Genomic DNA, 26,786 nt, shown 5'->3' with positions numbered 1-26,786 from the left:
GACGACTTTGCCGGGTTCGGCAGCGGTTCGGGTGTCCCCCGCCATGTGGCTGGACGGGACGGGCGGATTCTAGGAGGCTGCCTAATAACGAGTCAAGAATTAAAGAGTTATTTCTTATGCAAAAAATTGCCAATGGAAACACCAATTTACGGCGTTCGGGCCTGCTGAACCGTCGTCCGGCGGCGAATCACCGTGTCAGCCGATGCCCACCCGCTGGATGCCCATCCACCCGCATTGGGCAGGAGCGGCTGATTGAAAACTCGCATTGGCAATGGGATGGCGATTCCTCTAACTTGTCTGGGCTCGAGTGATCGAGCATTGAACCGGTCCCGCCACTCCGGTAGCGGAGCCGGTCCCTCCTGGGGGCAATCTCTTGCTCCCGGTGGCGCCGGGACGATGAGCTCCTGGCGGCACAAGCGACGTCGGCCTCGTGCCGTCGCCAAGCCCGGCAGACCGGCTTCAGGCCCCTGCCGGGCTTTCTCGTTTTTGCGGCCTCGCTGGTGTCATTCGCTTTCGCGGCGAGAATACGGCCCGGCCCCCGCAGACGCGAGGGCGTGTTTTTTTCAGATCCGACCCAAGTGACCGCTACCAGCTCCAAACCTTCCGACACCCAGGCCCTCGACGAGATGACGGGCGGTGCCTTCTCCGCGCCCACCTCGGGCGAGCGCGCCGCGCGCCTGCGTGACTGGCTGGCGGGCAACCCGGGCGGCGAGCAGTTGCAGGAGGTCTACCGGGAACTGAGCGCCCGCGACAAGGGAGCCGCCCGCCTGGTGCGCGCGCGCCTGGACGAGATCAAGCGCAGCAAGGGCCAGGAGGCCATCGCCGCCGAGTGGGCGCAGAAGGCCGAGGGCCTGCTCGGACAGCCGCGCGTGAACATCGCCGACGCCATGGCCTGGCAGCGCGACGCCGCCAAGGCTGGCGCTCCGCTCAGCCGGGAGCCGCTGGCGTCGCTCAAGACGCGCCTGGCCGACCGCGTGAAGGGCATCGAGGACCTGCAGCATCGGGTCCAGGTGCAGCGCGAGGCCGCCGTCCTGCTGGCCCAGCGCATCGAGGTGCTGTCCACCAAGTCGTGGCGCGACGCCCAGGGGGCCGCCGACGCACTGCGGGCCGACGTGCCGGAATGGCAGTCGCAGGCCGACGCCCTGGTGGCCGATTCCAACTGGGCCAGCGTCGACCCCCGTTTCCCGCCCCTGCTGGAAGCCTCGCGCGGGCAGCTGCAGGCCGTGTGGGAGGCGTTCCAGAGCGCGCTCGCCCTGGCCGCCGCGGCCGACGCCGATCCGGCGGCGCCGCTGCCGCCGGTGCCCGTGTGGGCCGATGAACTGCGCGCCGCGCGCGGCGTGCCGGTTGAGGCGCCCGCCGCCAAGCCGGCGCGGCCCAAGGTCGACCCGGAGGTGCGCGCCAAGGCCAACGAGACGGTCGGCGCCGCGCTGGTCAAGCTCGAACAGGAACTGGCGCAGGGCCACGGCAAGGCGACTTCGGGCGCCGCTGCGGCGCTGCGCAATGCCCTGAAGGAACACGGCAAGCTGATCGAGGACAAGCTGGAGAACCAGGCCCATGCGCTGCTCGCCTCGGCGGGCGAGCTCGAGGGCTGGCAGCGCTGGCGTGCCGACCAGCTGCGCCAGGAACTGGTCGCCAAGGCCGAGGGCCTGTTCGAGACCGTCGCCACCGTCCCGGCGGCTGCGCTCGAGCAGCCGGTGGAGCCCGCTGCGGCCCCGGCTCCGGCCCCGGCCGAAGGCCAGCCCGAAGCAAGTGCGGCAGCGGCCGAAGCTGGCACCGCTGGCGACGCGCCGCCCGAGCAGGCCGCGGCGCCGGCACCCGCGCCCGCGCCGGCGCCGGCGCTCGCACCGGCACCCGCACCCGGCCAGCACGTGATCCGCAAGCCGCGCTTCGGCGGCCGCAAGATGCAGGAACAGCTGCGTGCCCTGCGCGAGCAGTGGAAGCAGGTCGACCAGGGCGGGCCGCCCAACCACGCCCTGTGGCGTCGCTTCGACGAGGCCTGCAACGAGGCGCACAAGGTGGTGGAGGCCTGGCTGGACAAGGTCAAGTCCGAGGCGGCCGAACACCGCGCGCACCGCGTGGCCCTGATCGACGAGGTCAAGGCCTGGGCCGGCGCCAATGCCACGGCCGCCGGCGGCGACTGGAAGGGCTTCAACCGCGTCATCCACCAGTTCGAGAACCGCTGGCGCGAGGCGGGCCACCTCAGCGAGAAGGCGTTCGCCGAGCTGCAGCCGCAGTGGAAGCAGGCGATCCAGGCCGCCGAGGCGCCGCTGGCAGCGGCGCAGAAGCAGAGCCTCGAGCGCCGCCACGCGATGATCGACGAGGCCAAGGTGCTGGGCGCCGCGCCGCAATTGCGCATCGATGCCGTCAAGTCGCTGCAGCAGCGCTGGCAGGCCGAGGCCCAGACGGTGCCGCTCGACCGCAAGCAGGAACAGAAGCTGTGGGACGCGTTCCGCAAGCCGATCGACGACGCCTTCCAGCGCAAGACGGAAGATCGCGAGCGTGCGGCCTCGGCCCTGAGCGATCGCGATCGCGCCGTGCTGGAAGCGTCCAAGGCGCTCGAGGCGGCCAACGCCAGCGGCGACGCTCATCGCATCCGCACCGCGATGGCGGCCCTCGATGCTGCGCTGCGCGGCCAGGCAGAAGCCAAGGCCGAGCAGGCACGCGTCGGTGGCCAGAGCGAGCCGTCTGCCGCCACGGCTCCCGCCGGCGACGAAGCGGTGGAGGCCGACCCGGCTGCCGGAGCCGATCCCGCCACCGAAGGCGCCGAGGCCGCGGCTCCTGCCGCACCGCCGAAGCCGTCGCCCAAGCCCGTGGTGGCCATGCGCGGCGACGACCGGCCCGGCATGAAGAAGGCCGAGCCCGCGCAGGCTGGTCGCGGCGGCCGCTTCGGCGACCGCCGGGGTGGCCCGGGCGGTGGCCGTGCACCCGACCCGTTCGGGCGCGACGCCGACCGTGGCCGGGGCCGCTTCGGCGACCGCGCCGCCGAGGACCGTGGCCCGCGCCTGGGTGACGTGGCGTTCCGCGCCCAGCGCGACGCGCTGGACCACGCGCAGCAGACCCTGCGCAAGCTCGCCGCGCAGGCGCACGGCGAGGCGCTGACGCAATTGCTGGCAGCCTGGGAGCAGCGGTCGGCCGAGCAGGTGCCCAGCCAGAGCGAACTGGGCCGTGCCGTGGCGCCGGCGGTGCGCGGCAGCTGGGTCAAGTCGCTGCAGGCGGCTCCGGCCGGCGAGCCGGGCGACGCCCTGCTGCGGCTGGAGATCGCGGCTGAGGCGCCCACCCCGGCCGACCAGATCGCCGCCCGGCGGCAGATGCAGTTGCTGCTGCTCACGCGGCGCAACGACCCGACGCCGGCGCAGACCTGGGGCGAGGACACCGCGCGCGTGCTGGCGTCGCCCTACGACGCCGGCGCCGCCCGCCGCCTGCAGAACGTCCTGAAGGTGCTGCTGAAGTGACGCGGCCGCGCGGTCAGCCGCGCGGACCGAAGAAGCCGTCGAACAGGGTCACCAGGACCGGGAAGTCGACGGCCAGCCGGGCCCGGTTCACGAAATAGGCCTCGCCGGCCACCGCGAAGAATTCGCCCGGGTTCTCAGCACCGTAGGTGTCGAGCCAGGGCGGCTCGCCGGAGAACCGCTCGGCCACCACCACCTGCTCGCGGAAGCGCTCGTATTCGGCGTCCAGGGTCCGCCGCCAGGCTGCACGGGCCTTGGCCGGCAGGGGCGGGCAGCCATCCGGGTCGCCGTCGCGCATGTCGATCTTGTGGATGAACTCGTGCACGACCACGTTGTAGCCGGACTCGGCTGCCGCGCCGGCGCTGCGCACGTCGCTCCAGCTGAGCATCACGGGACCCTGGTCCATGGCCTCGCCGGCCAGCACCTCGTCCCATTCGTGCACGACACCCGCGTCGTCCTGGACGGTGCGGCGCGCCACCACCTGGTCCGGGTGGACCACGATGCCGACGAAATCGTCGTACCAGTCCAGGCCGAGGTGCAGCACCGGCAGCACCGCCTGGGCCGCGATGGCCAGCGCGATGTCATCGGTGATCGCCAGCCCGCCGGCGCCGTGGAATTCCTTCTGCTGCAGGAAGCGCGCGGTGAGCAGGCGCAGGGCGGCATCGTCGACCGGCGTGCCGCGCCGCAGGAACGGGAAGGCGGCGAGCGTGGCCTGCCACTGCTCGTCGGGGATGGGGGGAGGGGGGCGCCGCCGGCGCCACCAGCCGAACATCAGGCGAGGGCCACGCGCCGGGCGCCGCTGGCGGACAGCCGCAGTGCCTCGGCGCGCGGCGGACGCGCCGCCAGGTCCCAGTCGGTCAGCGTGATGCGCTGGTGGCCGCCGTCCAGTGCGTGGTCGCCCGGACGGTGCGTGTGGCCATGCACGAGCGTATCGGCCCGGGCGGCATGCAGCCAGGCCAGCGCGGCGCCCGGGTCGACGTCCGCGTAGGTCCGGCCGGAGCGCTTGCGCTGCTCGCTTTCGGCGCGCAGCGACTGGGCGTAGGCCTGCCGCTCGGCCAGCGGGCGCGCGAGGAATGCTGCCTGCCACGCCGGGGCGCGCACCTGGGCGCGGAAGGCCAGGTACTCGGTGTCGCCCAGGCAGAGCTCGTCGCCGTGGCTGAGCAGCCAGCGCCGGCCGGCCAGTGCGAACACCGTGGGATCGGCCAGCAGCCGCACGCCGGTGGCGCGCGCGAACCCGTCGCCCACCAGGAAATCGCGGTTGCCATGCAGGAAGTAGACGGGACGCTGCAGCACCGCTTCGCGCAACACCGCCGCGCAGCTGGCAGCGAAGGCATCGGCGCCCAGCACGTCGTCGCCGGGCCAGGCCTCGAACAGGTCGCCGAGGATGACCACGGCATCCGCCGGCGTGGCGGCCATGTAGGCGCGCCAGGCGTCGAAGGTGGCCGGTTCGGCCGGATGCAGGTGCAGGTCGGAGATGCAGTCCACCGCACGCCACGAGGGCGCGGCGGGCAGTTCGGCGACCTGCGGCGCGGTCACCTCAGGGCGCGACGGCCTTCTCGATCACCACGTCCTGCTGGGGCACGTCGTCGTGGAAGCCCTTGCGGCCGGTCTTCACGCCCTTGATGCGGTCGACGATGTCGGTGCCGCCGACCACCTTGCCGAACACCGCGTAGCCCCAGCCCTGCGCGCTGGGCGCGGTGTGGTTCAGGAAGGCGTTGTCGGCCACGTTGATGAAGAACTGCGCGGTGGCCGAGTGCGGCGCATTGGTGCGCGCCATGGCCACGGTGTACTTGTCGTTCTTCAGGCCGTTGTTGGCCTCGTTCTCGATCGCGGCATCGGTGGGCTTCTGGCCCATGCCGGGCTCCATGCCGCCGCCCTGGACCATGAAGCCGTCGATGACGCGGTGGAAGATGGTGCCGTCGTAGTGGCCCTTCTTCACGTAGGCCAGGAAGTTGGCGACCGACTTGGGCGCCTTGTCCTGGTCCAGCTCGAGGGTGATGACGCCGTAGCCGGCGATGTGCAGTTCGACCTTGGGATTGCTCATGTTCTGTTGCCTCTCACTTCACGAGGGTTGCGGAGTTGATGACCACGGGGGTGGAGGGCACGTTCTGCAACGGCCCCTTGTTGCCGGTGGGCACCCCCTTGATCTTGTCGACCACGTCCATGCCCTCGACCACCTTGCCGAAGACGGCGTAGCCGTACCCGTCGGGCATGGGAGCGTTGAGGTTGCGGTTGTCGACGACGTTGATGAAGAACTGCGCGGTGGCGGAATTCGGGTTGCCGGTGCGGGCCATCGCCACCGTGCCGCGGTCGTTCTTCAGCTCGGGCCGGGTCTCCAGCGCGATCGGGGCGCGCGTGGCCTTCTGCTGCATGTCGGTGCCGAAGCCGCCGCCCTGGATCATGAAGCCGTCGATGACGCGGTGGAACACGGTGCCGTCGTAGTGCTTCTCGCGCACGTACTGCAGGAAGTTCTCGACCGTCTTGGGGGCCTTGTCCTGGTACAGCGCAAGAACGATGTCGCCGGCACTGGTGCTGAGCTTCACGCGGGGGCCTTCCTGGGCCCAGGCGGGTGCAGCCGCCAGCAGCGCTGCGAAAACGACGCCCACGGCTCGGCGGGTAAGGGCAGGGATCAACCGATCACTCCTTCGAAAAAGATCTTCCATTGCTGCCCCTGTCGCATCCAGTATTGGCGCTTGACGGGGCCGGTGCGGTCGCCCACGGGGACCTCGCCGAAGGTTACCACCATGGTGTCGGCCGAGTCGGTCCAGCGCAGGTACGACAGGTCCTTGAGCTCGAGGTCGCGGCCGCGCGCACGGCCGATTTCCGACTTCAGCTGCGGCAGCCATTCGGCCACGCCCTTGCCGTTGGCCGACATGTCGGGCGTGTAGAACGAAAGCACCCGCGTCAGGTCGCCGGAGGCCTTGGCCGCGCGCCACGCGCCGAGGGTGTCGGCGAAGGACTTGCCTTCGGCCGGCATGCTCTGCGGTGCCACCCAGCGCAGCGAGGGTGCGATGACCACCGGCGTCGAGCGGACCTCGACGGTGCGGATGATGCGATCGAGGTCGGGGTTGGCCAGGACCACGCAGCCGTCGGTGGCCTTGGGCGCCCGCGAGAACTGGCCAGGGGGCGTGCCGTGCAACCAGATGCCGCCACCGGTGCGGCCGCGGCGCGCGTCGTAGGGGTTGGGGTAGTTGATCGGCAGCGCGCCGGAGCCGTAGAAATCCTTCAGCGACTTCGGGTCGAGGTTGCTGGTGACGTAGTAGACGCCCAGCGGGGTGCGCAGGTCGCCTTCCACCGCCTTGTCGGTGCCCAGCTTGCCGACCGAGATGTAGTAGTCGGCCAGCAGCTTCAGGCCCGACGGCGTGTTCTCGAACAGGTACAGGCGCGCGCGCGAGGTATCGACCGCGATGGCGTGCTTGCTGCGCGGCGCCAGCTGCAGGAACTGCGAGGGCACGGCGCCTTCCGGCGGCCGCTCCTTGAGGGCGCGGATGCGCAGCAGCGATTCCTCGCGCAGTTCGCCGAGCAGCTGCGCGCCGGCGGCCGCGGCCCCTTCGGGCACGTCGCCCCAGGCGCGCAGCGGGCGCGCCTGGGCCGCGAGCAGGTCGCCGTGGACGAGGTGGGCCAGCTGGAAGTTCGGGTGGTCGCGCACCAGCGTGTCGGCCTTGGCCAGGGCGGCACGTGCCTGCCCATGGCCGATGAGGCGGTAGATCTCGATCAGGCGCGCCTCGGCCTGGCCGTCACGCGGCGCCGCTGCTGCCGGCGCGGGGGCTGGCTTGCCGTGGTGCCGGCCGTGGGGGAGCGCGGCGGCGGCCGCGGCGAGCCCGCAGCCCAGGCAGGCCGCCAGGACCAGGGGCGCGACCGCTGGGCGCGCCGGCAGGAAGGGGAACGGACGCTTCGACACTGGCCGTGCTGCGCGGATCGCGCGGGCGAGGGTCAGCCGGTGCTCTCGCGGACGATGACCCAGCGATCGCCGACCTTCTGCAGGTCGAGCGTCTTGCGGCTGGTGACGTTCAGGCTGTCGGCGCTGTAGGCCTGCTTGAACCTGGCGACTGCCTTGCTCCCGTTGACGGACACCGACACATCGGACAGCCGCACGCTGATGCGCGACTTGCCGACGATGCGCTGGCGCCGCTCGTCCTCCCAGGCCTTGCGGGACTGGTTGCCGGGCGGATCGAATTCCTTGCTGTAGGCGGCCAGGTAGCCGCCGACGTCCTTGGACGACCAGGCGGTCGCCCAGGCCTGCACGGCCGACTCGACGTCCTTTGTGCCGGCGGCGGCAGCGGGCGCCGCCGTCGTGGCCGGCGCGGCGGCCGGCGTGGCCGCGGGCGCGGCAGCCGGAGCCTTCGCGGTCACGGCGGGTGCGGGAGCAAGCGCCGGGGCCGCCGCTGCTGCGGGAGCGGGTGCAGCTGCCGGCGACTTGGCCGTCGTGGTCGAGGCGGCCGGGACCGGCGCGGCGGCGGCCGGCGTCGCGGGACGCCCGCCCTTGGCAGGCGCGGGGGCGAACAGTTCGCGGATCAGCGCGAGCTTGGGCTGGACCGCCGTGTTGGCGGCGTCGAGCTGCAGCGCCTTGCTGTAGGCCTGGCTGGCCAGCTTGGCGTAGACGTCGCCGAGGTTCTCGTGCGCGGTGGCGTAGCTCGGGTTGGTGCGGATCGCCATCTCGAGGGCGGCCCTGGCCTTGTCGAACTGGCTCTGGCCCGCGTAGAGCACCGCAAGGTTGTTGTACGGCTCGGGCAGCTCGGGGTAGTCCTCGGTGAGCTTGAGGAAGCTGGCGATGGCGTCGTTGGTGCGGCCCGACTCGGTGAGGATGACGCCGCGCAGGAAGCGCATCTGCGGATCGCGCGGCTTGCCGGCCAGGTACTGGTCGGACCTGGCCAGCGCCTCGGCCGTCTTGCCCGAACGCAGCAGCTGGTTGACGTCGGAATAATCGTCGGCATGTGCGAGGCCGGAGACCAGCGCCGCGGCCAGGGCCAGCAGTCGGAGCGTGTGCGGGAAGGTGGGGCGGGCGTGCGACATGGGAGGCCTCGAGAATGCGCGTCAGGCGTGCCCGGCGGGCTATATACTGCGGCCGATTGTAGCCGGGCACCTCGACAAGAAACCCGGTCCCCGTCCCCCGAGAAGCCACCTCTGCGAGCGCCGGACACCGCCGCCGCGCCCCCCACACACGTCATGAGCCTGCGCATCTACAACACACTGACGCGGGCGCTGGAGGACTTCGTTCCCCTCGAGCCCGGCCACGTGCGGATGTACGTCTGCGGCATCACCGTGTACGACCTCTGCCACGTGGGCCACGCCCGCGCCAACGTGGCGTTCGACATCGTCCAGCGCTGGCTGCGCACGCGTGGCCTGCGCGTCACGTTCGTGCGCAACATCACCGACATCGACGACAAGATCATCCGCCGGGCGGTCGAGAACGGCGAGCCGGTGCGCGCTCTCACCCGCCGCATGATCGACGAGATGTACCGCGACTTCGATGCCCTGGGCATCGAACGGCCGACGCACGATCCGCGCGCCACCGACTACGTGCCGCAGATGCTGGACATCGTGCGCAAGCTCGAGGGCAAGGGGCTGGCGTACCGCAGTGGCGGCGACGTCAACTACGCCGTGCGGCGCTTTCCCGGCTACGGCAAGCTGTCGGGCAAGTCGCTCGACGAGCTGCATGCCGGCGAGCGGGTGGCGGTGCTCGAGGGCAAGGACGACCCGCTCGACTTCGTGCTGTGGAAGGCCGCCAAGCCCACCGAGCCGGCCGACGCCCAGTGGCCCAGCGAATACGGCGCCGGGCGGCCGGGCTGGCACATCGAATGCTCGGCGATGGCCTGCAGCCTGCTGGGCGACACCTTCGACATCCACGGCGGCGGCGCCGACCTGACCTTCCCGCACCACGAGAACGAGATCGCGCAGAGCGAGGGCGCCAATGGCGTGCCGCTGGCGCGCTTCTGGATGCACAACGGCTTCGTGAACATCGACAACGAGAAGATGTCGAAGTCGCTGGGCAACTTCTTCACGGTGCGTGACGTCCTGCGCAAGTTCGATGCGCAGACGCTGCGCTTCTTCATCGTCCGCACCCATTACCGCAGCCCGCTGAACTACAGCGACGCCCACCTCGAGGACGCGCGCGGCGCGTTGCGCCGCCTGTACACGGCGCTGGACGCCGTGCCGCCGGCAGCGGTCGAGATCGACTGGTCGGCACCGCATGCGGCCCGGTTCCGCGCGGCGATGAACAACGACTTCGCCACGCCCGAGGCAGTGGCCGTGCTGTTCGAGCTGGCTGCCGAGGTCAACCGCTCGAAGTCGCCGCAGGCGGCCGGGCTGCTCAAGGCCCTCGGCGCCACGCTGGGCATCCTGCAGGGTGACCCGCGCGCCTACCTGCGCGGCGGCACGACGGTCGACGAGGCCCACATCCAGCAGCAGATCGCCGCCCGCGCCGCCGCCAAGCAGGCCAGGGACTTCGCCGCCGCCGACCGCATCCGCGCCGAGCTGCTGGCCCAGGGCATCGTGCTGAAGGATTCGCCGACCGGCACCACCTGGGAGGCGTCCTGATGTCGGACGCCGTCGGCTCCCCGGTCGAATTCGTCAAGCCCGACTACTGGCCCGAGGCCTGCCGGCACCTGGCGCGCAAGGACCGGGTCCTCAAGCGCCTGATCCCGCAGTTCGGTGACGCCTGCCTGCAGTCGCGCGGCGACGCGTTCACCACGCTGGCGCGCAGCATCGTGGGCCAGCAGATCTCGGTGAAGGCGGCGCAGAGCGTCTGGGACCGTTTCGCACGGCTGCCGCGCCGGATGACGCCGGCCAACGTGCTCAAGCTCAAGGTCGACGACATGCGACAGGCCGGCCTGTCGGCGCGCAAGATCGAATACCTGGTCGACCTGGCCCTGCATTTCGATTCGGGCGCGATCCACGCCAATGCCTGGCCCGGGATGGACGACGAGGCCATCATCGCCGAGCTGGTCGGCATCCGCGGCATCGGCCGCTGGACTGCCGAGATGTTCCTCATCTTCCACATGATGCGGCCCAACGTCCTGCCGCTGGACGACGCGGGCCTCATCACCGGCATCAGCCGCAACTATTTCTCGGGCGACCCGGTCAGCCGCAGCGAGGCCCGCGAGGTGGCCGCCGCCTGGCAGCCCTACTGCAGCGTGGCGACTTGGTATATTTGGCGGTCGCTCGACCCGCTGCCCGTCTACTGACCAGCAGCCCCGCACCACAAGGAGCCAACGCCTTGGCCAAGAAGACATTCCTGGATTTCGAGCAGCCCATCGCCGAACTCGAGACCAAGATCGACGAGCTGCGCTACGTCCAGTCCGAATCCGCCGTCGACATCTCGGAAGAGATCGACCAGCTCTCCAAGAAGAGCCAGCAGCTCACCAAGGACATCTACGCGCAGCTCACGCCGTGGCAGATCACCAAGATCGCGCGCCACCCGGAGCGACCGTACACGCTCGACTACGTGGCGGAGATCTTCACCGACTTCATCGAGCTGCACGGTGACCGCCACTTCGCCGACGACCTGTCCATCGTCGGCGGCCTGGCCCGCTTCAACGGCAATCCCTGCATGGTCCTGGGCCACCAGAAGGGCCGCGACACCAAGGAGCGTGCCGCGCGCAACTTCGGCATGAGCCGGCCCGAGGGCTACCGCAAGGCGCTGCGGCTGATGAAGACGGCCGAGAAGTTCAAGCTGCCGGTGTTCACGTTCGTCGACACCCCCGGCGCCTACCCCGGCATCGACGCCGAGGAGCGCGGCCAGTCCGAGGCTATCGGCCGCAACATCTACGAGATGGCCCAGCTCGAGGTGCCCATCATCACGACCGTGATCGGCGAGGGCGGCTCCGGCGGAGCGCTGGCCATCTCGGTGGCCGACCAGGTCCTGATGCTGCAGTACTCCATCTACTCGGTCATCAGCCCCGAGGGCTGCGCCTCCATCCTCTGGAAGACATCGGAGAAGGCGCAGGACGCCGCCGATGCCATGGGCATCACCGCGCACCGCCTCAAGGCCCTGGGCCTGGTCGACAAGATCGTCAACGAGCCCGTGGGCGGCGCGCACCGCGACCACAAGCAGATGGCCGCCTTCCTCAAGCGCGGCCTCAACGACGCCTGGCGGCAGCTGGCCGACTTCAAGCCGCGCGAGCTGCTCGATCGGCGCTATGAGCGGCTGCAAAGCTATGGCCGATTCAGCGACACCAAGGCCGAGGCCCGCTGACCGGCCGGCCAACCCCGCGCTGGCGCCGCTGCAGGCGTTCGATCCCCCGTTCCCCGTCGGTGTCGCCTACAGCGGCGGCGCCGATTCCACGGCCCTGCTGCTGGCGGCGGCCGAGCGCTGGCCCGGTCGCGTGCATGCGCTCCATGTCCACCATGGCCTGCAGGCCGCGGCCGATGCGTTCGAGGCCCGCTGTGCAAGCACCTGCGCCGACGCCGGCGTGCCCCTGCACGTGCAGCGCGTCGATGCCCGCCACCAGCCTGGCGAGAGCCCGGAAGATGCCGCCCGCCGGGCACGCTATGGCGCCCTGGCACAGGCGGCGCGCCAAGCCGGAATCGGTTGCGTGCTGCTCGCCCAGCACGCCGACGACCAGGTCGAGACCGTCCTGCTGGCGCTCAGCCGCGGCGCTGGCCTGCCGGGCCTGGCGGCGATGCCGGTCGACTTCGATCGTGACGGGGTGACCTTCCTGCGCCCGCTGCTGGACACCAGTGGCGCCGCGCTGCGCGAGTGGCTGGCGGCTGCCGGTATCCCCTTCGTCGACGACCCCAGCAACGCCGACACGCGGTTCACGCGCAACCGGATCCGGCACACCGTGTTGCCCGCGATCGCCGCCGCGTTTCCCACCTGGCGCGTGACGTTCGCCCGCTCGGCCCGGCATGCGGCGCAGGCGCAGCGCCTGCTCGACGAGGTGGCCGCGCAGGACCTGGACGCGATGGACGGCTCGCCGTTGCTGGCCCGCCTGCAGGTGCTCTCGCGCGACCGCCAGGCCAACGTGCTGCGGCACTGGCTGCGCGCCTTCCACGACACCGCGGCGAGCGCGGCGCAGCTCGATGAGCTGCTCGACCAGGTGGCGGACTGCACCACCCGCGGCCATGCCGTGCGGCTGCGGGTCGGAACCGGCCACGTCCTGCGGGAGGGACCCCGGTTGCGCTTCGACCCAGCCTGAAGGGGCACGGAACGGATACGGAAGAGGTAGCCGCGCCCGGCGGCGGCTAAAATGCGCGGTTTCCCGTGCGGCCCGACCGGCAGCTTCCGGCTCGGGCTTTTCTACGCATCTTCCATGGCACTGATCGTTCACAAATACGGCGGCACGTCGATGGGCTCGACCGAGCGCATCCGCAACGTCGCCAAGCGGGTCGCCAAGTGGGCGCGCGCCGGCCACCAGATGGTGGTCGTGCCCAGCGCCATGAGCGGCGAGACCAACCGCCTTCTCGGGCTGGCCAAGGAGCTGGCGCCCGCCAAGCCCTCCGACGCCTACCTGCGCGAGCTGGACATGCTGGGCTCCACCGGCGAGCAGGTCTCGGTCGGCTTGCTGGCCATCGCGCTGCAGGCCGAAGGCGTCGAGTCCGTCAGCTACGCCGGCTGGCAGGTGCCGGTGCGCACCAACAGCGCCTACACCAAGGCCCGCATCGAGTCGATCGACGACGCCAGGGTGCGCGCCGACCTGGCCGCCGGCAAGGTGGTGGTCATCACCGGCTTCCAGGGCATGGACGACGGCGGCCACATCACCACACTGGGCCGCGGCGGCAGCGACACGTCGGCGGTGGCGGTGGCAGCGGCCATGCAGGCCGCCGAGTGCCTGATCTACACCGACGTCGACGGCGTCTACACCACCGACCCGCGCGTCGTCCCCGAGGCGCGCCGCCTCGCCACCGTGAGCTTCGAGGAGATGCTGGAGATGGCCTCCATGGGCTCCAAGGTGCTCCAGATCCGCTCGGTCGAGTTCGCCGGCAAGTACCGCGTGCCGCTGCGCGTGCTGTCGAGCTTCACCCCCTGGGACATCCCGATCGAGGAAGAGGCCAAGTCCGGCACCCTGATCACTTTCGAGGAAGACGAACAAATGGAACAAGCCGTCGTTTCCGGCATTGCCTTCAACCGTGACGAGGCCAAGGTCTCGATCCTGGGCGTGCCCGACCGGCCGGGCATCGCCTACAGCATCCTGGGCGCGGTGGCCGACGCCAACATCGAGGTCGACGTCATCATCCAGAACATCTCCAAGGACGGGAAGACCGACTTCAGCTTCACCGTGCACCGCAACGACTACGCGCGCACGATGGACCTGCTCAAGACCAAGGTGCTTCCCAGCCTGGGCACCGATCGCCTGGAGGGCGACACCCGCATCTGCAAGGTGAGCATCGTGGGCATCGGCATGCGCAGCCACGTCGGCATCGCCAGCAAGATGTTCCGGGCGCTGGCCGAGGACGGCATCAACATCCAGATGATCTCCACCAGCGAGATCAAGACCTCGGTGGTCATCGACGAGAAGTACATGGAACTGGCGGTGCGCGCGCTGCATCGCGCGTTCGACCTCGACCAGCCTGCCGCGGGCTGACGCCGGTGGTGGAACTGCCCCATCCGGCCCCGCAGAAAAGGGCAGGGCCTTGGGGCATAATCGCTCTCGCGCTGGAAACGTGACCGAGTGGCCGAAGGTGCTCCCCTGCTAAGGGAGTATGGGGTGTAGAGCCCCATCGAGGGTTCGAATCCCTCCGTTTCCGCCAGCGCAAACAGCAACGGGCCTCGCGGCCCGTTTTGCTTTTCCGGCCCCCTCGGCTGGGCCATTGACATGGCCTCCTCCTGAGCCACACAAACATGTTCTTTTTGGTTGCCGGGCCTGGCTCATCCTGTCCAAGTCCTCTCGGGTCGTAACGGCCTTGCCGCGCTCGGTGCAAGGCCGGCGTTGGCTTGCCGCCCGATGGGTCGCACGCGCATTGCTACAGGCGCAAACACCTTGAAAAGGGGGCAAGCGCCGAGCATCGCCCGATGCCCCAAAACTTCCCCCTCGTCGTGCTGTGCGGCATGGCTCTCGCCAGCGTCCGATCGGAGATGTTGCTCGACCACCTGTTCGCGAGCCTGGCGCGCGGCAAGGGCCTCTGGGTCGTCACAGCCAACCTCGATTTCCTGCGCCGCTTCGTGAAGGACCCGGCAGCGCGCCGCATCTATGCGGACGCCGACGTGCGCGTCGCCGATGGCATGCCGCTGGTGTGGGCCAGCCATCTGCAGGGCACGCCACTGCCAGAGCGGGTGGCCGGCTCCTCGCTCGTGCGGCCGCTGTGCCAGCGTGCGGCCGAGGGCGGCTGGCGCGTGTATCTCCTGGGTGGTGAGGCGGGTGCCGCGCGGGCGGCCGCCGACAAGCTCGTCGCGGAGTTCCCGACGCTGCAGATCGCCGGCCTGAGTTCACCCTGGTTCAGCGCGCGGCCCACCGACGCGGAAGTGGAGCAAGTGGCCGCGACGCTGTCCGAGGCACGGCCCGACCTGGTGCTGGTGGCCCTGGGGTCGCCCAAGCAGGAACTCGTGATCCACAAGCTGCACAAGCGGCTGCCCAATGTCTGCTGGATGGGGGTGGGGATCAGCCTGAGCTTCATCGCCGGCCACCGCAGGCGTGCGCCGCCGCTGATGCAGAAGCTCGGCCTGGAGTGGATGCACCGCCTCGTGCAGGAGCCCAAACGGTTGTTCCGCCGCTATGTGCTCGAAGACCTGCCGTTCGCGGCCGTGCTCTTTCGCCGGGCCATGGCCGACCGCCTCGATGGGGCGCGTGCGGACCGTCAACGCTGATCGGCGCTTCGGCTTCTGCCAATGAAAAAGCCGCCTCGCGGCGGCCTTGTTGGACGGGGCTCATCGCGCCTCAGGAAGCGCGGCGGCTGGCCTTGGTCTGGACGGGGGGCGGGTTGACCGGCTGGCTGGCCGAGATGCCGGCCGAACCATTGGTGCCGGTCGGCCGCGCAAAGGCGGGCGGCAGCTGCAGGCCGTACGAGGCCGCTGTCACCGCGAGGATGACGGGCACGCGCTGGAGCATGGAGCGGGTCTTGCGTTCGTTCATGGGTCTGTCCTCCTTGAACTGCTGGGAGACCGCGAGTATTGACCGGGGTGATGGCAATTCCGTGACCAACGGCTGGCTTCGACGTGACAAATGGTTCAGCTCCGACAAGCTCGTCGGAGGCGTCCGACAGGCTCAGTTCGCGTCGTCGTCGACCGAGGCGCTCCAGCGATCGCCCCAGCCCTGGCGATTGGCCGCATCCAGGTCGCGCCGACCGCGCTTGGTGGGCCGGCCGTGCTCGATGGCCAGCGCGGGCTCCTTGGCATAGTGCCGCTGCTGGGCCGCCGCCTCGCGGGCCTTCAGGCTCTCGGGTGTTTCCTCGTACAGCTGCTGCGCCACCGGCGCCGGGCCACGCACGGACGACAGGCCCCTGACCACCACCGTGCGGGTGACGGCCTCGCGCCGCATGGCCACGGTGTCGCCCACCTTCACCTCGCGCGCCGGCTTGGCCTCCTGGCCGTTCACTTCCACCCGGCCCTTGCCGATCTCCTCGGCCGCCAGGGTGCGCGTCTTGTAGAAGCGCGCGCTCCACAGCCACTTGTCAATGCGCAGTCGGTCCATCGGTCCTGATTGTGGCAAGCGGCAGCCGGACCGTGGCATCGAGCCCGGCGATTCGGCTGCCCACCGTGCGATCCTCGAGCACGATGCTGCCGCCCAGCACCTGGACGATGTCGTGGCAGATCGCCAGGCCCAGTCCGGAGCCGCCGCGCAGGCCGCCGGCTGCGAAGGGCTGGAACAGGCGCTGCCGCACGGCCGGGTCGACGCCCGGGCCCTCGTCGGCGATCGTCAGGGCCGTCCAGCGGCCATCCGTGACCACGCGCACCGCCAGCGAGCCGCCGGCCGGGCTGTGGCGGATGGCGTTGTGCAGCAGGTTGCGCGTGAGCTCGCGCAGCATCCAGTCGTGCGCGCGCACCGGCGCCGCCGTCGTGGCGAGCACGAAGTCCAGGTCCCGCTCCGCCACCAGGGGCGACAGCTCGAGCGCGATCTCCCGCACCACAGCCGCCAGGTCGTGCACGTCGGCGCCCGGCTCGCCGCGCAACTGCTCCACCTTGGCCAGCGACAGCATCTGATTCGCCAGCACCGTGGCCCGGTCGACGGTGGCATTCACCTCCTGCAGCGCCTGCCGCGGCTCGACATCGCCGCGCAGCGCCGATTGCACCTGGGTCTTGAGCACCGCCAGCGGCGTGCGCAGCTGGTGCGCCGTGTCGCGCACGAAGCGCTTCTGGTTGTCCAGCAGCTGGGCCAGCCGCGCCATCAGCCCGTTGGTCGCTTCCACCAGCGGCAGCAGCTCGCGCGGGGCGTCCGGTGCGGCGATCGGCGTCAGGTCGCTCTCCGCGCGTGCCTGCAGGCGGGCCGACAGCTTGCGCACCGGCTTCGTGGCACGCTGGACGACGACCGCCGCCACCAGCGCGATCACCGCCACCAGCAGGGCCTGGTGCCAGAGGGTGTCCAGCAGGATCTCGCGCGCCAGCCGCCGCCGCAGTTCCAGCGTTTCCGCAACCTGCACGACGGCCATGCCGCGGCCGGTGCCGCTTGCCACCGGCTGCAGCAGGACGGCCACGCGCACGGCCTCGCCGCGGAAGCGGTCGTCGTAGAAGTCGACCAGCGCGGCGTAGGGCGGACGCAGCGGCAGCTCGCCGCGCCAGAAGGGAAGGTCGCCGTAGCCCGACACCAGCTCGCCGTGCAGGTCGGACACGCGGTAGAACAGCCGGCTGCGGTTGTCGGCCTCGAACGCCTCGAGGGCGGAGTAGGGCACGGTGGCACGCAGCACGGCCTGGCGGTCGTAGCCGGTGACGTCCAGCTGCTCGCCGATGACCTTGGCCGAGGCGAGCAGGGTGCGGTCGTAGGCCGTGTTCAGCGCGTCCAGCGTCTCGCGGTAGAGGCTGATCGCGTTGGCGGCCACCAGCACCAGCACCGGCCCGAGGATGCCCAGCAGCAGGTAGCGCCGCAGGGAGACGGTCCCGCCCGGTACCGGCGGCATCAGGCGGCCTTGACCAGGTAGCCCAGGCCGCGCAGCGTCATCAGCGTGACCCCCGTGGCGGCCAGCTTCTTGCGCAGCCGGTAGACCACCACCTCCACCGCCTCGACCTGCAGGTCCGGCTCGCCGGGGAACACCAGCTCGAACAGGCGCTCCTTCGCCACCGCATGGCCGGGCCGGGCCATGAGGGCCTGGAGCAGGGCGGCCTCGCGCGGCGTGAGTTCCAGCACGTCGCTGCCGTGGTAGACCGCGCCGCTCAGGCGGTCCAGCCGCAACGCCCCCAGCTGCAGGTCGGCGGCGGGGGCGGCCGGCTCGGCGCGGCGGCGCCCGAGGGCGCGCACGCGGGCTTCGAGCTCGTCGAGGTCGAACGGCTTGGGCAGGTAGTCGTCGGCGCCGGTGTTCAGGCCCAGCACGCGGTCGCCCACGGTGCCGCGGGCGGTGAGGATCAGGACCGGCGTGGCCAGCCCCTGCGCGCGGCCGGCGGCCAGGACCTCCAGGCCGTCCAGTCCGGGCAGGCTGAGATCCAGCACGACGACGTCGAAGGCGCCGGCACGCCAGTGCGCCAGCGCCTCGTGGCCATCGCCGCAGCCGACGATGGCCAGGCCGCGGCGCGACAGGCTGCGTTCGAGCGCCGCGCGCATGGAGGGGTCGTCCTCGACCAGGAGCACTTGCATGGAAGCCCGGCAGGGTAGCGGAAGCGGCGCTCCGTAGTTTCCCCAATGCCTTGGACAGCCGATTGACAGCCCCGCGGCGCATCATCGCGCCGTACCGCAGCATCCGCTTCCAAGGAGACACAGTCCATGCGCCGCGACACCTTCCTCAAGTCCATGGCCGCGCTGGCCGCCGCCGGCGCATTGCCGCTGTCGGCCCGCGCCGCCGCCGCCGTCAAGATGATGATCCCGGCCAACCCGGGGGGCGGCTGGGACACCACCGGCCGGGCGCTGGGCAAGGCCCTGCAGGATGCGAAGGTGGCCGACAGCGTCACCTACGACAACAAGGGCGGCGCCGCCGGGGCGCTGGGCCTGGCGCAGTTCGTCAATTCCGCCAAGGGCGACCCGAACGCCCTGATGGTGATGGGCGCCGTCATGCTGGGCGGCATCATCACCGGCAAGCCGCCGGTTAACCTGTCGCAGGTCACGCCCATCGCGCGCCTGACCAGCGAATACAACGTGTTCGTGCTGCCGTCCAACTCGCCCTTCAAGACGATGGCCGACGTGGTCGCCCAGCTCAAGAAGGACCCGGGCAGCGTCAAGTGGGGCGGCGGCTCGCGAGGCTCCACCGAGCACATCGCCGCGGCCATGATCGCGCAGAAGGTCGGCGTCGATCCGTCCAAGATCAACTACGTCGCCTTCCGCGGGGGCGGCGAGGCCACCGCGGCCATCCTGGGCGGCAACGTCACGGTGGGCGGCAGCGGCTTCAGCGAATTCGCCGAGTACATCAAGTCCGGCAAGATGAAGCCCATCGCGGTCACCTCGGCCAAGCGCCTGAACAACGTGCCCACGCTGAAGGAGCAGGGCATCGACGTCGAGATCGGCAACTGGCGCGGTGTCTATGGCGGCCCCGGCATCACCGATGCGCAGAAGAAGGCCCTGACCGACATGGTGCTGGCCGCCATGAAGACCAAGTCGTGGCAGGAGTCGCTGGAGAAGAACGACTGGACGCCGGCCGTGATGAGCGGCGCCGAGTTCGCCAAGTTCGTCGACGACGAGTTCGCCAGCCTGCGCGCCACCATGGTCAAGTCCGGCATGGTCTGAACGGCGCCTTCCCGCCGGCCGACCACGCCCCAACGCCCGGCCCCGCCGGGCGTTTTCACGAGTTCCGAGGAGACACGATGAGCGACACCCCCGCATCCCCCGCGCTGGCGCAGACCCTGGTCGGCGCCGGCATCGTCCTGCTCGGCGTGGCCCTGGGCGCGGGCGCGATCAGCATCCCGTCCGAGGCCGGCTACGGCGGCGCCGGGCCCAACTTCCTGCCCTGGGTGGTGGCCGTCGTGCTCACCATCTGCGGCATCCTGATCGTGCGTGAGGCGCGCACCGGGGGCTTCCGCGACATGGATGCGCCGTCCGGCGCCGCGCAGGCCTGGTGGCCCGGCATCGCCTGGGTCTCGGCCGGCCTGCTGGCGAATGCCGCCCTCATCACCATCATCGGCTTCATCCTGAGCTGCGGCCTGTGCTACCTGCTGGCCGTGCAGGGGCTGCGCCGCGCAACCGGGCAGCCCGGCGTCAGCCAGCCGCGCACGCTGGCCATCGACGCGTTCACCGGCCTGGCGATCGCGGCGCCGGTGTACTGGATGTTCACCCGGTTCCTGGCCATCAACCTGCCGGGGCTCACCGGCACCGGCTGGCTCTGAAGGAGGCACCCCGTGGACATCCTCAGCGCCCTGCTGCACGGCTTTGCCGTCGCCATCACCCCCGCCAACCTGCTCTGGGCCCTGGTGGGCTGTGCCCTCGGCACCGCCGTCGGCGTGCTGCCCGGCATCGGCCCGGCCGTGGCCGTGGCCATGCTGCTGCCGATCACGGCCAAGGTGGAGATCACCTCGTCGATGATCTTCTTCGCGGGCATCTACTACGGGGCGATGTACGGCGGCTCCACCACCTCCATCCTGCTGAACACGCCGGGCGAGACGGCCAGCATGGTCACCGCGATGGAGGGCAACAAGATGGCCAAGAGCGGGCGCGCCGGCGCGGCGCTCGCCACCGCCGCCATCGGGTCGTTCGTGGCCGGCACCATCGCGACCGTGATCGTCACGTTGTTCGCGCCCTACGTGGCCGACTTCGCTGTGCGGCTGGGCCCGCCCGAGTACTTCCTGCTCATGGTGCTGGCGTTCACCACCGTCAGCGCGGTGCTGGGCAAGAGCACGGTGCGCGGCATGACCTCGCTGTTCATCGGGCTGGCCGTGGGCCTGATCGGCCTGGACCAGATCTCGGGCCAGGCGCGCTACACGTTCGGCGTCGCCGAGCTGCTTGACGGCATCGAGATCGTGCTGGTGGCGGTGGGCCTGTTCGCGGTGGCCGAGGTGCTGTACTTCGGCCTCTACGAGGGCCGGGAGCACGAGACGCAGAACCGCATGAGCCGGGTCTACATGAGCGGCAGCGACTGGAAGCGCTCGATCCCCGCCTGGTTGCGCGGCACCGCCATCGGCACGCCGTTCGGCTGCATCCCGGCCGGCGGCACGGAAATCCCCACCTTCCTCAGCTACGCGGTCGAGAAGAAGCTGGCCAAGGGCGAGCACCGGGCCGAGTTCGGCGGTGCCGGCGCCATCGAGGGCGTGGCCGGCCCGGAGGCGGCCAACAACGCCACCGTCACCGCCGCCATGATCCCGCTGCTGACGCTGGGCATCCCGACCTCCAACACCACCGCCATCCTGCTGGGCGCGTTCCAGAACTACGGCATCCAGCCCGGCCCGCAGCTGTTCACCACCTCGGCCGCGCTGGTCTGGGCCCTGATCGCGTCGCTCTACATCGGCAACGTGATGCTGCTGATCCTGAATCTGCCGCTGGTCAAGCTGTGGGTGCAGCTGCTGAAGATTCCCAAGCCGCAGCTGTACGCCGGCATCCTGATCTTCGCCACCGTGGGCGCCTACGGCATGCGCCAGAGCGCGTTCGACCTGGTGCTGCTATGGGGCATCGGCCTGGCGGGCGTGCTGATGCGCCGCTTCGACTTCCCGACCGCGCCGGTCGTCGTCGGGATGATCCTGGGACCGCTGGCGGAGGCGCAGCTGCGCAACGCCCTGTCGATCGGCGAGGGCAGCGGCCGGGTGTTCCTGGAGCGCCCGATGTCGGTGGCCCTGATGGTCGTCATCGTCGCCGTGCTGGTCCTGCCGCGGCTGCTGAAGGTCCTGTCGGCGCGGCGGGAGGCGGCGGCGGCGGCCTGACGCTGGGCCGTCGCTAAGATGCGGCCCATGCCGCAAGACGACAGCCTGCCGCGCGACGGCCAGAGCATCCTGGAGCTGGCCGCACGGTCGATGTTCGACCTGTTCGCCAATGCGAGCGAGGGCATGCTGCTGGTCGACCGCGACGGCCGGGTGGTCTGGATCAACGAGCAGTACAAGCGGTTCCTGCCGGCCCTGGGCTACCCGCGGGTGGAAGACTTCGTCGGCCATCCGGTGGCCGAGGTGGTGCAGAACACGCAGATGGACCGGGTCATCCGCACCGGCAAGCCCATCCTCATCGACCTGCTGTCGAACAAGGCCGGCACCTTCGTGGTCAGCCGCATCCCGCTGCGCGACGCGGCCGGCCAGGTGATCGGCGCCCTGGGCATCGTGCTGTTCGACCACCCCGAGACGACGCTGCAGCCACTGATCCACAAGTTCGCGAACCTGCAGCGCGACCTCGACGATGCCCGGCGCGAACTGGCCAGCCAGCGCCGCACCAAGTACACGCTGGCCAGCTTCGTCGGCTCCAGCGCGCCGGCGGTCGAGGTCAAGCGGCAGGCGCGGCGCGCGGCCGCGTCGTCCAGCCCGGTGCTGCTGCTGGGCGAGACCGGCACCGGCAAGGAGCTGCTGGCGCATGCCATCCACGCGGCGTCGGCGCGCGCGGACGGCCCGCTGGTCAGCGTCAACATCGCCGCCGTGCCCGACACGCTGCTGGAAGCCGAATTCTTCGGGGTGGCGCCCGGGGCCTACACGGGTGCCGACCGCAAGGGCCGCGACGGCAAGTTCAAGCTGGCCGACGGCGGCACGCTGTTCCTCGACGAGATCGGCGACATGCCCTTGTCGCTGCAGGCCAAGCTGCTGCGGGCGCTGCAGGAGGGCGAGATCGAGCCGCTCGGCTCGAACAAGGTCGTGCCGTTCGATGCGCGCGTGATCGCCGCCACCTCGCGCGACCTCGGCGCGCTGGTGCGGGCCGGGCGGTTCCGCGAGGACCTCTACTACCGCCTCAACGTCCTGCCCATCCGGGTGCCGCCGCTGCGCGAGCGGCGTGCCGACATCCCGGCGCTGCTGGAAGTGCTGGGCGAGGACATGGCCCTGCGCAACGGGACGCCGCCGCCGGAGCTCAGTGCCGACGCCACGGCGCTGCTGGCCGCGCAGGCGTGGCGGGGCAACATCCGCGAGCTGCGCAACGTGGTCGAACAGGCCGTGATGCGCAGCGACTCGCCGCGCATCGAGCCGCAGCACCTGGAGCAGGTCCTGCGGGAGTCCGGGGTGGAGCAGGTCGCACCGGCCGCCACGTCCGGCCCGGCACCGGCGGCACCGTCCGACCGTTTGCGGCCGCTGTCCGAGCAGGTGGCCGAGGTGGAACGGGCCGCGATCGCGGCGGCACTGCTGGCCACCAGCGGCAACAAGGTCGCGGCGGCCCGGATGCTCGGCATCTCGCGCGCCAAGCTCTACGAGAGAATGTCTGATCTCCAGGCAGTTGCCTGAAAACCATACACTCGACCTGGCTGATCTTCAGGCACCCGGCGGATCAGTCGTCGGAGAAGCCTTACAAATCAAGCACTTGCCAGGCTGGCACGGCGCGTGCGAACGCCAGCCCGGGTTCTGCAGTTCCAACAGGAGACAAGCACATGCAACGACGCACCTGGGTCGCATTGGCCGCACTGGCCGCCACGACCTTGTCCTCATCCCTGGCGTTCGCCCAGGGCAAGGACCTCAAGATCGCCCACATCTACAGCCGCACGGGCCCGCTCGAGGCCTACGGCAAGCAGACGCAGGTCGGCCTGTTGATGGGACTGGAGTACGCGACCGGCGGCACCATGGCCGTCAACGGCCGCAAGATCGTCGTCCTCGAGAAGGACGACCAGGGCAAGCCCGACCTGGGCAAGTCGCTCCTGGCCACGGCCTACGCCGACGACAAGGTCGACCTCGCCATCGGGCCCACCTCGTCCGGCGTCGCCCTCGCGATGCTGCCGGTGGCCGAGGAATACAAGAAGATCCTGCTGGTCGAGCCCGCGGTGGCCGACGCCATCACCGGCGAGAAGTGGAACAAGTACATCTTCCGCACCGGCCGCAACAGCTCGCAGGACGCGATCTCCAACGCGGTGGCGGTCGACAAGGACGGCGTGTCCATCGCCATGCTGGCGCAGGACTACGCGTTCGGCCGCGACGGCGTCAAGGCGTTCAAGGAAGCGCTGAAGAAGTCCAAGATCGTCCACGAGGAGTACCTGCCGCCGACGACGACCGACTTCACGGCCGGCCTGCAGCGGCTGATCGCGGCGCTCAAGGACAAGCCGGGCCGCAAGATCATCGAGGTGGTCTGGGCCGGCGGCACGCCGCCCTACAACGCCCTGGCCGACGCCGACCTGAAGAACCGGTTCGGCATCGAGGTGGCCTCGGGCGGCAACATCCTGCCGGCGATGACCTCCTACAAGCGCTTCCCGGGCATGGAAGGCGCCGCGTACTACTACTTCGGCATCCCCAAGAACCCGGCCAACGAGGCCATGGTCGCGATGCACTACAAGCAGTTCAAGTCGCCGCCGGACTTCTTCACCGCGGGCGGCTTCTCGGCCGGCATGGCGGTCGTGGCCGCGCTCAAGAAGACCAACGGCGACACGGGGGCCGACAAGCTCATCACCGCCATGGAAGGCATGAGCTTCGACACGCCCAAGGGCAAGATGACCTTCCGCAAGGAAGACCACCAGGCCATGCAGAGCATGTACCACTTCCGGATCAAGGACGACCCGGCGTTCGCCTGGGGCGTGCCTGAACTCGTGCGCGAGATCAAGCCGGAAGAGATGACCGTCCCGGTCAAGAACAAGCGATAGGGACGTTCACCCGCGCATCGCCGGGCGATTCGCGGGTGCTCTGATCAGTCCATCGAGGCCCGGCAAAGCCGGCTCCTCGGTGCAAGGGGGACGGCGCTGCATGCCATTGCGCGCCGTCCATGGGCCACCCTGCGCGCTCGTTCGCGCTCACCTGCGATTCCATGAGCCGACTCGTCACCGAGAACCTGACCGTTCGCTTCGGCGGCCACGTGGCCGTCAACGGCGTCAGCTGCAGCTTCGAGCCGGGCACGCTCACGGCCATCGTCGGCCCGAACGGCGCCGGCAAGACGACCTACTTCAACCTGATCTCGGGCCAGCTGCCGGCCAGCGCCGGCACCGTGCACCTGGGCGACCGCGACCTGTCGCGCCTGCCGGCCTCGGGACGCACGCGGGCCGGGCTGGGCCGGGCATTCCAGCTCACCAACCTGTTCCCGCGCCTGACCGTGCTGGAGAACGTGCGGCTGGCGGTGCAGGCGGCGCGAGACGGCGCCCACCGGCGCGGCCTGAACCTGTGGAGCGTGTGGAGCGACCACGCCGCGCTGCGCGAGCGGGCCGACGCCATCCTGGCCGACATCGCGCTGAAGGACAAGGAACACGAACTGGTGGCCAACCTGCCGCACGGCGACCAGCGCAAGCTGGAGGTCGCCATGCTGATGGCGCTGGAGCCGCAGGTGTTCATGTTCGACGAGCCCACGGCCGGCATGAACGCCGCCGAGGCGCCCGTCATCCTCGACCTGATCCGCCGGCTGAAGGCGGACCGGACCAAGACGATCCTGCTGGTGGAACACAAGATGGACGTGGTGCGCGAACTGGCCGACCGCATCATCGTGCTGCACAACGGCACGCTGGTGGCGGACGGCGATCCTGCCACCGTGATTGCCTCCCCCATCGTCCAGGAAGCCTATCTGGGCGTGGCGAAGGAGGCCGCATGAACGACAACCTGCTCACCCTCGAAGGGGTGCACACGCACATCGGCGCGTACCACATCCTGCACGGCGTGGACCTGGTGGTGCCGCGCGGCCAGCTCACCATGCTGCTGGGGCGCAATGGCGCCGGCAAGACGACGACGCTGCGCACCATCATGGGCCTGTGGAAGGCCTCGCGCGGCCGCGTGACGCTGGCCGGGCGCGATATCACCGCACTGCCGACGCCGCAGATCGCCGGCCTGGGCGTGGCCTACGTGCCCGAGACCATGGGCATCTTCGCCGACCTCACGGTGCGCGAGAACATGCTGCTGGCCGCGCGTGCGGCGCGCCACGCCAGCCAGATGGACGAGTCCCGGCTGCAGTGGATCTTCTCGCTGTTCCCGGCGGTCGAGAAGTTCTGGAACCACCCGGCGGGCAAGTTGTCGGGCGGGCAGAAGCAGATGCTGGCCGTGTCGCGCGCCATCGTCGAGCCGCGCGAGCTGCTGGTGATCGACGAACCCAGCAAGGGCCTGGCGCCGGCCATCATCAACAACATGATCGACGCCTTCGCCCAGCTGAAGGAGAGCGGCGTCACCATCCTGCTGGTCGAGCAGAACTTCAATTTCGCCAAGAGGCTGGGCGACACCGTCGCCGTGATGGACAACGGCCAGGTCGTGCACGCCGGGTCCATGCAGGCCCTGGCCGACGACGAGGACCTGCAGCAGTCGCTGCTGGGGCTGGCGCTGTGAAAGGGCTGGACCTCGACTGGAAGCCGCTGGCGCTGGTGCCCGTGCTGGCGCTGGCCGTGCTGCCGTTCATCGGCTCCGGCTCGACCTGGGTCACGCTCACCGTGGCCGGCCTGGCGATGGGCATGATCATCTTCATCATCGCCTCCGGCCTGACGCTGGTGTTCGGGCTGATGGACGTGCTCAATTTCGGCCACGGCGTGTTCATCGCGCTCGGCGCCTTCGTCGCCACCAGCGTGCTGGGCAGCATGGGCGACTGGACCGGCTCGGAGAGCCTGTGGCGCAACCTGGTGGCGGTGGTGCCGGCGATGCTGGTGGCGATGGCCGTGGCCGCAGCCATCGGCCTCGCGTTCGAGCGCCTGATCGTGCGGCCGGTCTACGGCAACCACCTCAAGCAGATCCTCATCACCATGGGCGGGATGATCATCGGCGAGGAGCTGATCAAGGTCATCTGGGGCCCGCTGCAGATTCCGCTGCCGCTGCCGCCGGGCATGCGCGGCACGCTTCTGCTGGGCGATGCGGCGGTCGAGAAGTACCGCCTGATCGCCGTGGTGGTGGGCCTGGCGGTCTTCGCCGGCCTGCTGTGGACGCTCACGCGCACCAAGCTCGGCCTGCTGATCCGCGCCGGCGTGCAGGACCGCGAAATGGTCGAGTCGCTCGGCTACCGCATCCACGTGCTGTTCGTCGGCGTGTTCGTGGCCGGCAGCGCTCTGGCCGGCCTGGGCGGCGTCATGTGGGGCCTGTACCAGCAGAACGTGGTGCCGCAGATGGGCGCCCAGGTGAACGTGCTGATCTTCATCGTGCTGATCATCGGCGGGCTGGGATCCACCGGCGGCGCCCTGATCGGGGCCCTGCTGGTCGGCCTGATGGCCAACTACACCGGCTTCCTGGTGCCCAAGGCGGCGCTGTTCTCCAACATCGCGCTCATGCTCGCCGTCCTGCTGTGGCGGCCGCAGGGCGTCTACGCGCTGTCGCGGTGAATCATGAGCCCCCACGCTCCA

25 protein-coding genes and 1 tRNA gene are annotated in these 26,786 nt (G+C 70.3%); 16 read left to right on the top strand and 10 right to left on the bottom strand.

Annotated features, from left to right (window positions below; translation table 11 throughout):
* The first annotated feature begins 578 nt into the window (after positions 1-578).
* Positions 579-3,452: a DUF349 domain-containing protein gene (locus GON04_RS03190; protein ID WP_370530036.1), complete on the top strand. Its 2,874-nt coding sequence runs from the start codon at positions 579-581 to the stop codon at positions 3,450-3,452.
* Positions 3,453-3,465: 13 nt separating this feature from the next.
* Here GON04_RS03190 and GON04_RS03185 read toward each other — a convergent pair whose 3' ends face one another.
* From GON04_RS03185 to GON04_RS03160, 6 genes are read right to left on the bottom strand one after another with little or no spacing between them, the layout of a single operon-like run.
* A complete protein-coding gene (locus tag GON04_RS03185) occupies positions 3,466-4,221 on the bottom strand; it encodes a M90 family metallopeptidase (protein ID WP_157396535.1) in 756 nt (251 codons plus the stop codon).
* Positions 4,221-4,985, bottom strand: coding sequence for a UDP-2,3-diacylglucosamine diphosphatase (locus tag GON04_RS03180; protein WP_181653861.1), 765 nt, complete (start codon positions 4,983-4,985; stop codon positions 4,221-4,223). The genes GON04_RS03185 and GON04_RS03180 overlap by 1 nt, the downstream gene beginning before the upstream one ends.
* Position 4,986: 1 nt before the next feature.
* On the bottom strand, positions 4,987-5,493 hold the full coding sequence (locus tag GON04_RS03175; RefSeq protein WP_157396534.1) for a peptidylprolyl isomerase: 507 nt from the start codon (positions 5,491-5,493) through the stop codon (positions 4,987-4,989).
* 13 nt (positions 5,494-5,506) lie between these two features.
* Positions 5,507-6,112, bottom strand: coding sequence for a peptidylprolyl isomerase (locus GON04_RS03170; RefSeq protein ID WP_157396533.1), 606 nt, complete (start codon positions 6,110-6,112; stop codon positions 5,507-5,509).
* The gene (locus GON04_RS03165) at positions 6,079-7,350 is read right to left on the bottom strand and encodes a L,D-transpeptidase family protein (protein WP_338050881.1); all 1,272 of its coding nucleotides are present in this window, start codon (positions 7,348-7,350) and stop codon (positions 6,079-6,081) included. Before GON04_RS03165 ends, GON04_RS03170 begins: the two co-directional genes overlap by 34 nt.
* A 32-nt stretch (positions 7,351-7,382) precedes the next feature.
* Positions 7,383-8,462 (bottom strand): nuclear transport factor 2 family protein, encoded by a 1,080-nt coding sequence (locus tag GON04_RS03160; RefSeq protein ID WP_157396532.1) that lies wholly within the window; start codon positions 8,460-8,462, stop codon positions 7,383-7,385.
* Between the two features lie 153 nt (positions 8,463-8,615).
* Between GON04_RS03160 and cysS the strand changes: the two genes are divergently transcribed.
* From cysS to GON04_RS03125, 7 genes are all read left to right on the top strand, one after another.
* Complete coding sequence (gene cysS, locus GON04_RS03155; protein WP_157396531.1) at positions 8,616-9,986, top strand: cysteine--tRNA ligase; 1,371 nt, start codon at positions 8,616-8,618, stop codon at positions 9,984-9,986.
* Positions 9,986-10,633: a DNA-3-methyladenine glycosylase family protein gene (locus GON04_RS03150; RefSeq protein ID WP_157396530.1), complete on the top strand. Its 648-nt coding sequence runs from the start codon at positions 9,986-9,988 to the stop codon at positions 10,631-10,633. The genes cysS and GON04_RS03150 overlap by 1 nt, the downstream gene beginning before the upstream one ends.
* 32 nt (positions 10,634-10,665) lie before the next feature.
* On the top strand, positions 10,666-11,643 hold the full coding sequence (locus GON04_RS03145; RefSeq protein ID WP_157396529.1) for an acetyl-CoA carboxylase carboxyltransferase subunit alpha: 978 nt from the start codon (positions 10,666-10,668) through the stop codon (positions 11,641-11,643).
* Positions 11,606-12,586 carry a tRNA lysidine(34) synthetase TilS gene (gene tilS, locus GON04_RS03140; RefSeq protein ID WP_157396528.1) on the top strand — a complete coding sequence of 327 codons (981 nt, stop codon included), beginning with the start codon at positions 11,606-11,608 and terminating at the stop codon, positions 12,584-12,586. The genes GON04_RS03145 and tilS overlap by 38 nt, the downstream gene beginning before the upstream one ends.
* 114 nt (positions 12,587-12,700) lie before the next feature.
* A complete protein-coding gene (locus GON04_RS03135; RefSeq protein WP_157396527.1) occupies positions 12,701-13,972 on the top strand; it encodes an aspartate kinase in 1,272 nt (423 codons plus the stop codon).
* 73 nt (positions 13,973-14,045) lie between these two features.
* Positions 14,046-14,138, top strand: a tRNA-Ser gene (locus tag GON04_RS03130).
* A gap of 262 nt (positions 14,139-14,400) precedes the next feature.
* A complete protein-coding gene (locus GON04_RS03125) occupies positions 14,401-15,192 on the top strand; it encodes a WecB/TagA/CpsF family glycosyltransferase (RefSeq protein WP_157396526.1) in 792 nt (263 codons plus the stop codon).
* Positions 15,193-15,262: 70 nt separating this feature from the next.
* On the opposite strand, the gene GON04_RS03120 is transcribed toward GON04_RS03125, so the two are convergent.
* The 4 genes from GON04_RS03120 to GON04_RS03105 all read right to left on the bottom strand — a co-directional run bounded on the left by GON04_RS03120 (position 15,263) and on the right by GON04_RS03105 (position 18,106).
* On the bottom strand, positions 15,263-15,457 hold the full coding sequence (locus tag GON04_RS03120) for a hypothetical protein (RefSeq protein ID WP_157396525.1): 195 nt from the start codon (positions 15,455-15,457) through the stop codon (positions 15,263-15,265).
* 132 nt (positions 15,458-15,589) lie between these two features.
* Complete coding sequence (locus tag GON04_RS03115; RefSeq protein ID WP_157396524.1) at positions 15,590-16,015, bottom strand: RNA-binding S4 domain-containing protein; 426 nt, start codon at positions 16,013-16,015, stop codon at positions 15,590-15,592.
* Positions 15,996-17,435, bottom strand: a complete 1,440-nt coding sequence (locus GON04_RS03110) for a sensor histidine kinase (RefSeq protein ID WP_157396523.1) — start codon at positions 17,433-17,435, stop codon at positions 15,996-15,998. The genes GON04_RS03115 and GON04_RS03110 overlap by 20 nt, the downstream gene beginning before the upstream one ends.
* Complete coding sequence (locus GON04_RS03105; protein ID WP_157396522.1) at positions 17,435-18,106, bottom strand: response regulator transcription factor; 672 nt, start codon at positions 18,104-18,106, stop codon at positions 17,435-17,437. Before GON04_RS03105 ends, GON04_RS03110 begins: the two co-directional genes overlap by 1 nt.
* A gap of 126 nt (positions 18,107-18,232) precedes the next feature.
* Between GON04_RS03105 and GON04_RS03100 the strand changes: the two genes are divergently transcribed.
* The 8 genes from GON04_RS03100 (at position 18,233) to GON04_RS03065 (ending at position 26,765) form a co-directional block, all read left to right on the top strand.
* Positions 18,233-19,186: a Bug family tripartite tricarboxylate transporter substrate binding protein gene (locus GON04_RS03100; RefSeq protein WP_157396521.1), complete on the top strand. Its 954-nt coding sequence runs from the start codon at positions 18,233-18,235 to the stop codon at positions 19,184-19,186.
* Between the two features lie 77 nt (positions 19,187-19,263).
* Entirely contained in the window at positions 19,264-19,782 is a 519-nt protein-coding gene (locus GON04_RS03095) for a tripartite tricarboxylate transporter TctB family protein (RefSeq protein ID WP_157396520.1), read from the top strand.
* Positions 19,783-19,794: 12 nt separating this feature from the next.
* Positions 19,795-21,306 (top strand): tripartite tricarboxylate transporter permease, encoded by a 1,512-nt coding sequence (locus GON04_RS03090; RefSeq protein ID WP_181653860.1) that lies wholly within the window; start codon positions 19,795-19,797, stop codon positions 21,304-21,306.
* A 27-nt stretch (positions 21,307-21,333) separates the two neighbouring features.
* Positions 21,334-22,794, top strand: a complete 1,461-nt coding sequence (locus GON04_RS03085) for a sigma-54 interaction domain-containing protein (RefSeq protein WP_157396519.1) — start codon at positions 21,334-21,336, stop codon at positions 22,792-22,794.
* Between the two features lie 143 nt (positions 22,795-22,937).
* Positions 22,938-24,134, top strand: a complete 1,197-nt coding sequence (locus GON04_RS03080; RefSeq protein ID WP_157396518.1) for a substrate-binding domain-containing protein — start codon at positions 22,938-22,940, stop codon at positions 24,132-24,134.
* 161 nt (positions 24,135-24,295) lie between these two features.
* Complete coding sequence (locus tag GON04_RS03075) at positions 24,296-25,066, top strand: ABC transporter ATP-binding protein (protein WP_157396517.1); 771 nt, start codon at positions 24,296-24,298, stop codon at positions 25,064-25,066.
* The gene (locus tag GON04_RS03070) at positions 25,063-25,788 is read left to right on the top strand and encodes an ABC transporter ATP-binding protein (protein ID WP_157396516.1); all 726 of its coding nucleotides are present in this window, start codon (positions 25,063-25,065) and stop codon (positions 25,786-25,788) included. Before GON04_RS03075 ends, GON04_RS03070 begins: the two co-directional genes overlap by 4 nt.
* Positions 25,785-26,765, top strand: coding sequence for an ABC transporter permease subunit (locus GON04_RS03065; RefSeq protein WP_181653859.1), 981 nt, complete (start codon positions 25,785-25,787; stop codon positions 26,763-26,765). The genes GON04_RS03070 and GON04_RS03065 overlap by 4 nt, the downstream gene beginning before the upstream one ends.
* Positions 26,766-26,786 lie beyond the last annotated feature (21 nt).

The sequence above is a fragment of the Ramlibacter pinisoli genome, assembly GCF_009758015.1.
GTDB classification, from domain to species: domain Bacteria; phylum Pseudomonadota; class Gammaproteobacteria; order Burkholderiales; family Burkholderiaceae_C; genus Ramlibacter; species Ramlibacter pinisoli.
Note: the sequence above shows the minus strand (reverse complement) of the source record. Positions and strands in the feature narration are given on the sequence as shown.

Excerpts from the sequence above, each read along its gene's own strand:
- GON04_RS03115 (WP_157396524.1), bottom strand. The coding sequence starts at position 16,015 with ATGGACCGACTGCGCATTGACAAGTGGCTGTGGAGCGCGCGCTTCTAC.
- cysS (WP_157396531.1), top strand. The coding sequence starts at position 8,616 with ATGAGCCTGCGCATCTACAACACACTGACGCGGGCGCTGGAGGACTTC.
- GON04_RS03120 (WP_157396525.1), bottom strand. The coding sequence starts at position 15,457 with ATGAACGAACGCAAGACCCGCTCCATGCTCCAGCGCGTGCCCGTCATC.
- GON04_RS03075 (WP_157396517.1), top strand. The coding sequence starts at position 24,296 with ATGAGCCGACTCGTCACCGAGAACCTGACCGTTCGCTTCGGCGGCCAC.
- tilS (WP_157396528.1), top strand. The coding sequence starts at position 11,606 with ATGGCCGATTCAGCGACACCAAGGCCGAGGCCCGCTGACCGGCCGGCC.
- GON04_RS03175 (WP_157396534.1), bottom strand. The coding sequence starts at position 5,493 with ATGAGCAATCCCAAGGTCGAACTGCACATCGCCGGCTACGGCGTCATC.
- GON04_RS03170 (WP_157396533.1), bottom strand. The coding sequence starts at position 6,112 with ATGGAAGATCTTTTTCGAAGGAGTGATCGGTTGATCCCTGCCCTTACC.
- GON04_RS03150 (WP_157396530.1), top strand. The coding sequence starts at position 9,986 with ATGTCGGACGCCGTCGGCTCCCCGGTCGAATTCGTCAAGCCCGACTAC.
- GON04_RS03085 (WP_157396519.1), top strand. The coding sequence starts at position 21,334 with ATGCCGCAAGACGACAGCCTGCCGCGCGACGGCCAGAGCATCCTGGAG.
- GON04_RS03095 (WP_157396520.1), top strand. The coding sequence starts at position 19,264 with ATGAGCGACACCCCCGCATCCCCCGCGCTGGCGCAGACCCTGGTCGGC.
- GON04_RS03110 (WP_157396523.1), bottom strand. The coding sequence starts at position 17,435 with ATGCCGCCGGTACCGGGCGGGACCGTCTCCCTGCGGCGCTACCTGCTG.
- GON04_RS03185 (WP_157396535.1), bottom strand. The coding sequence starts at position 4,221 with ATGTTCGGCTGGTGGCGCCGGCGGCGCCCCCCTCCCCCCATCCCCGAC.
- GON04_RS03105 (WP_157396522.1), bottom strand. The coding sequence starts at position 18,106 with ATGCAAGTGCTCCTGGTCGAGGACGACCCCTCCATGCGCGCGGCGCTC.
- GON04_RS03135 (WP_157396527.1), top strand. The coding sequence starts at position 12,701 with ATGGCACTGATCGTTCACAAATACGGCGGCACGTCGATGGGCTCGACC.
- GON04_RS03100 (WP_157396521.1), top strand. The coding sequence starts at position 18,233 with ATGCGCCGCGACACCTTCCTCAAGTCCATGGCCGCGCTGGCCGCCGCC.
- GON04_RS03080 (WP_157396518.1), top strand. The coding sequence starts at position 22,938 with ATGCAACGACGCACCTGGGTCGCATTGGCCGCACTGGCCGCCACGACC.
- GON04_RS03070 (WP_157396516.1), top strand. The coding sequence starts at position 25,063 with ATGAACGACAACCTGCTCACCCTCGAAGGGGTGCACACGCACATCGGC.
- GON04_RS03125 (WP_157396526.1), top strand. The coding sequence starts at position 14,401 with ATGCCCCAAAACTTCCCCCTCGTCGTGCTGTGCGGCATGGCTCTCGCC.
- GON04_RS03160 (WP_157396532.1), bottom strand. The coding sequence starts at position 8,462 with ATGTCGCACGCCCGCCCCACCTTCCCGCACACGCTCCGACTGCTGGCC.